Source organism: Cellulomonas septica (genome assembly GCF_012396155.1).
GTDB lineage: Bacteria > Actinomycetota > Actinomycetes > Actinomycetales > Cellulomonadaceae > Cellulomonas > Cellulomonas septica.
Map to the genome: position 1 here is coordinate 1 of NZ_JAAXOY010000324.1, position 4,022 is coordinate 4,022.

At 73.3% G+C, this 4,022-nt stretch carries 5 protein-coding genes; all 5 read right to left on the reverse strand.

Annotation, left to right across the window (positions count from 1 at the left end; genetic code table 11):
* The coding region (locus HGA02_RS12455; protein WP_168679280.1) for an FAD-dependent oxidoreductase at nucleotides 1-317 on the reverse strand (317 nt) is incomplete at its 3' end.
* A gap of 135 nt (nucleotides 318-452) precedes the next feature.
* On the reverse strand, nucleotides 453-1,469 hold the full coding sequence (locus HGA02_RS12460; RefSeq protein ID WP_168679281.1) for an ABC transporter substrate-binding protein: 1,017 nt from the start codon (nucleotides 1,467-1,469) through the stop codon (nucleotides 453-455).
* 85 nt (nucleotides 1,470-1,554) lie between these two features.
* The gene (locus HGA02_RS12465) at nucleotides 1,555-2,358 is read right to left on the reverse strand and encodes an amino acid ABC transporter ATP-binding protein (RefSeq protein WP_281357173.1); all 804 of its coding nucleotides are present in this window, start codon (nucleotides 2,356-2,358) and stop codon (nucleotides 1,555-1,557) included.
* A complete protein-coding gene (locus HGA02_RS12470; RefSeq protein WP_168679282.1) occupies nucleotides 2,355-3,386 on the reverse strand; it encodes an ABC transporter permease subunit in 1,032 nt (343 codons plus the stop codon). Before HGA02_RS12470 ends, HGA02_RS12465 begins: the two co-directional genes overlap by 4 nt.
* Nucleotides 3,383-4,022, reverse strand: a 640-nt coding sequence (locus HGA02_RS12475) for a DUF1684 domain-containing protein (protein ID WP_168679283.1), incomplete at its 5' end; no start/stop codon positions are given. The genes HGA02_RS12470 and HGA02_RS12475, both read right to left, overlap by 4 nt.

Below are 4,022 nucleotides of genomic sequence, written 5' to 3' on the forward strand. Positions count from 1 at the left end.
CGCAGCGCCTCGGCGATCTCGTCGGCCGCCGGGCCGCCGTGGCTGATCCCGTCGGTGTGCTTGAGCACGGGCGCGACACCGGCCTCGTCGGCCACGGCGGACCACAGCGGCAGCGCCTCCTGCGCGAGGTCGAGGTAGTCGGCCTGCGCGTAGGTCGTGCGGTAGATCCGGCCGCTGCCGTGCGAGGCGCCGTGCGCGTGCCCGGGGCCGAACCGCTCGAGCAGCACGACGTCGCGTCCGCGCCGGGCGAGCTGCCAGGCCGCGGCCGCGCCCATGACACCGCCGCCGACGACCACGTGGTCCACGGCTGCACTCATCGATCTCTCCTTCGGTCGCACGGGGGCTGCGACGGGCGGGGCACGGGGCCGGTCGGGCGTCGCACCCGACCGGCCCCGCGACCGGTCACCGTCCCCCAGGGACCGGTCTCGTCGAGGAGGTCCTGACGCGGACGCTCACTCGGTCTTGGGCAGCCCGGGCGGGTTCTCCTCGGACGTCGAGATCGCCTCGTCCTGCAGGCCCCACCGCTCGAGGACCTGGGCGTAGGACCCGTCCTCGATCGCGTGGTTGAGCGCCGCGGTGAACGCGGCCGACAGGCCGTTGCCCTTGAGGGTCGCGGCGGCGATCTGCGCGGTGTTCGGCCAGCCGCCGTTGAGCGTGCCGACGACCTTGAACTCGTCGGGCGAGACGCGGACCTTGTACGCGGCGGTCGCGTTGGGGCCGAACGAGACGTCGATGCGCCCGGACTGCAGCGCGAGGATCGTGTCGCCGTCGTTCTCGAAGTACTCGACCTTGATGGGCTCGAGACCCGCGGCCTTGTTCTCCTCGTCCCACGCCAGCAGGATCTTCTCCTGGTTGGTCCCGGAGCCGACGGCGACCGTGAGGCCCTCGATGTCGGCGGGCTCGGTGATCGACTCGAGGTCGGAGTCCGCGCGGGTCAGCCAGCCGAGCTGGTCGTTGCGGTACGACGCGAAGTCGTAGAGCTCCTTGCGCTCCTCGGTGACCGTGATGTTCGAGATCGACGCGTCGACGTCGCCCGACTGGAGCGCGAGCGGCCAGTCGGCCCACGCCTTGACCTCCCACTCGACCTTCTTGCCGAGCGCGTCGCCGATGAGCTGCGCGATGTCGGTCTCGTTGCCGATGGGCGTCTTCTCGTCGTCGGCGAGGAACGCGAGGGGCGCGACGTAGGCCGAGACGGAGACCTTGAGCGTGTCGACGTCCTTGTAGGCGTCGGGCAGGAGCGCGATCGCCTCCTCCGACTCGGTGGTGTGGATGCGGTCCTGGTCGGCGGTCGTGTTGACCTCGAGCCCGGCCTTGTCCGCGGCCTCCTGCAGGTCGCTGCCCCCGGCGGTGTCCTCCGCGTCGGCGCTCGACGAGCAGGCGGCGAGCGTGACGAGCAGCGGGAGGGCGACGGCCGCGGCGAGGAGCCGGGTGCGTCCGGGGGCTCGGCGTGCGCCGATCGTGCGGGTCATGGGTGGTGCCTCTCGTGTGGTCCCTCGGGGCGGGGACGGTGCGTGCTTCTCGGGGTGGAGCGGGGTCGTGCCGGGGTCGACGCGGTCACAGGACCTTGTCGAGGAACGCCCGGGTCCGGGCGTGGGCGGGGGCGTCGAGCACCTGGGCGGGCGGGCCCTGCTCGACGATGCGGCCGCCGTCCATGAAGACGACGGTGTCGGCGATCTGCCGGGCGAAGGCGATCTCGTGCGTGACGAGCACGATGGTCGTGCCGCCGTGCGCGAGGTCCTGGATCACGTCGAGGACCTCGCCGACGAGCTCGGGGTCGAGCGCGGACGTCGGCTCGTCGAACAGCAGCACCTTGGGCCGGGTCGCGAGCGCGCGGGCGATCGCGACGCGCTGCTGCTGGCCGCCGGAGAGCTGCCGCGGCCGCGCGTCGGCCTTGTCGGCGAGCCCGACGCGCTCGAGCAGCGCTCGCGCCTCCGCCTCGACCTCGGCACGCGGCCGGCCCTGGGCCGAGACCGGCGCCTCCGTGACGTTCTCCAGCGCCGTGAGGTGCGGGAACAGGTTGAACGACTGGAAGACGAACCCGATCTGCGTGCGCTGCCGCAGGATGTCCTTCTCCTTGAGCTCGCGCAGCGAGTCCCCGCGCCGGGCGTACCCGATGAGGTCGCCGTCGAGCGCGACGAACCCGCGGTCGACCTTCTCGAGGTGGTTGATGACCCGCAGCAGCGTCGACTTGCCCGAGCCGGACGGGCCGATGACCACGGTCACCTCGCCGGGCCGGACCACGAGGTCGACACCCTGGAGCCCCTCGAGCGTGCCGTAGGACTTGTGCACGCCGTGCACCTCGAGCAGCCCGCCCGTGGTGCGCCCGGTCCCGGCCGCTGCGGTCGTCGTCGCGGTCATGCCGCACCTCCCCGGGTGACGATCCGGGCCCACGACGTCCGCACGGCACGCCGCGCCTTCTGCAGGGGCGTCGGCGGCAGGGTGCGGAGCGCCCCGCGGGCGTAGTACCGCTCCAGGTAGAACTGGGCGATGGTGAGGGCGGTCGTGAGGACGAGGTACCAGATGCCCGCGACGAGCAGCAGCGGGACCACCTGCAGGTTGCGGCCGTAGATGACGCCGACCGTGTAGAACAGCTCGCCGTACGCGAGGACGTAGACGACCGACGTGCCCTTGACCAGGCCGATGATCTCGTTGACCGACGTCGGCACGATCGTGCGCATGGCCTGCGGCAGGACGATCCGCCACTGCTGCCGGGCGCGCGGGATGCCGAGCGCCGCCGCGGCCTCGTGCTGACCCTGGTCGACGCCGAGGATGCCGGCGCGCACGATCTCGGAGGAGTACGCGGCCTGCGAGAGCCCGAGGCCGAGGATCGCGGCGCCGAACTTGTCGACGACGTCGAGCGTCCCGAACTCGGTGAACGACGGCCCGAACGGGATGCCGAGCGACAGTGTCGGGTAGAGGTACGCGAGGTTGTACCAGAGCAGCAGCTGGAGGATCAGCGGCACGGACCGGAACACCCAGACGTACGCCCACGCGACCGACTGCAGCAGCGGCGAGCGGGACAGGCGCATGAGCGCGAGGACGGTCCCGAGGCCGAACCCGACGACGGCCGCGACGGCGGTCAGGCGGACCGTCCCCCACAGCCCTTCGAGCACGGACGGCCAGGTCAGGTACTGCCCGACGACGTCCCAGCCCCACTTGTCGTTCGACACCAGCGAGCTGACGACCATCGCGAGCAGGACGGCGACGGCGGCGGTCGCGACCCACCGGCCGGGGTGGCGCGCGGGCCGGACGCGCAGGCGCTCGAGCTCGTCGCGCGCGGTCGTCCCGGCGGGCACGCGCGCGCCGTCCGGCACGGGGACCGGGACCGGGACGGCGTCGGCGACGCGTCGCTGCACGTCGTCGTGACGCAGGTCGATGGTGCTCACGAGGTCCTCCTGGGTGCGCGCTCCCCCGCCTCGACGGCGAAGGGCAGGTGGTTGCCGAGCACGGGCGAGGGGCACGTGCCGAAGTCCGTGAACGCGTACGGCAGGTTGAGGGCGCGGTTCAGGTCGAGCCGGATCGTCGGCGCGCCGGCGGCGGGGCGGACCGCGTGCAGCACCCGCCAGCCCGCGACGTCGTCGGCCTCGTCCGAGAAGATCAGCGCGACGCCGTCCTTGCCGGGCGCACCCACGAGCCGCAGCGTCCGGGTCGCACCGCCCCGCTCCACGTCGACCTCGCCGACGAGCGTCGCGTCGTGCACGAGCCCGGGCTGCGCGGCGCCGACGACGACCCGCTGCGGCGCGTCGTACCAGCACACGGGCGCGTCGAGCACCCAGGACGCGTCGTAGGGATACGTCGGCACGCCCGTGAACCGGGCCCGGGTCGCCGCCTGCGGGTCGCGCAGCCGCAGCGCGTAGCGGCCGGTGCGCTTGATCAGCTCGACGGCCACCTCGACCTCGTCGGACGCCGCGAGCGGGTCGCGGCCGGCGGGCAGGTACCGCGCGACGACCGTCGAGCCGTCCTCGACGACCTCCCACGACCGCTCGCCGCGCAGCGCCGTGCCCGCGTCGGTCGGGTCGAGC

What these genes read in the sequence shown, in the direction of transcription:
- HGA02_RS12460 (WP_168679281.1), bottom strand. Translation starts at nt 1,469, where the DNA reads ATGACCCGCACGATCGGCGCACGCCGAGCCCCCGGACGCACCCGGCTC.
- HGA02_RS12465 (WP_281357173.1), bottom strand. Translation starts at nt 2,358, where the DNA reads ATGACCGCGACGACGACCGCAGCGGCCGGGACCGGGCGCACCACGGGC.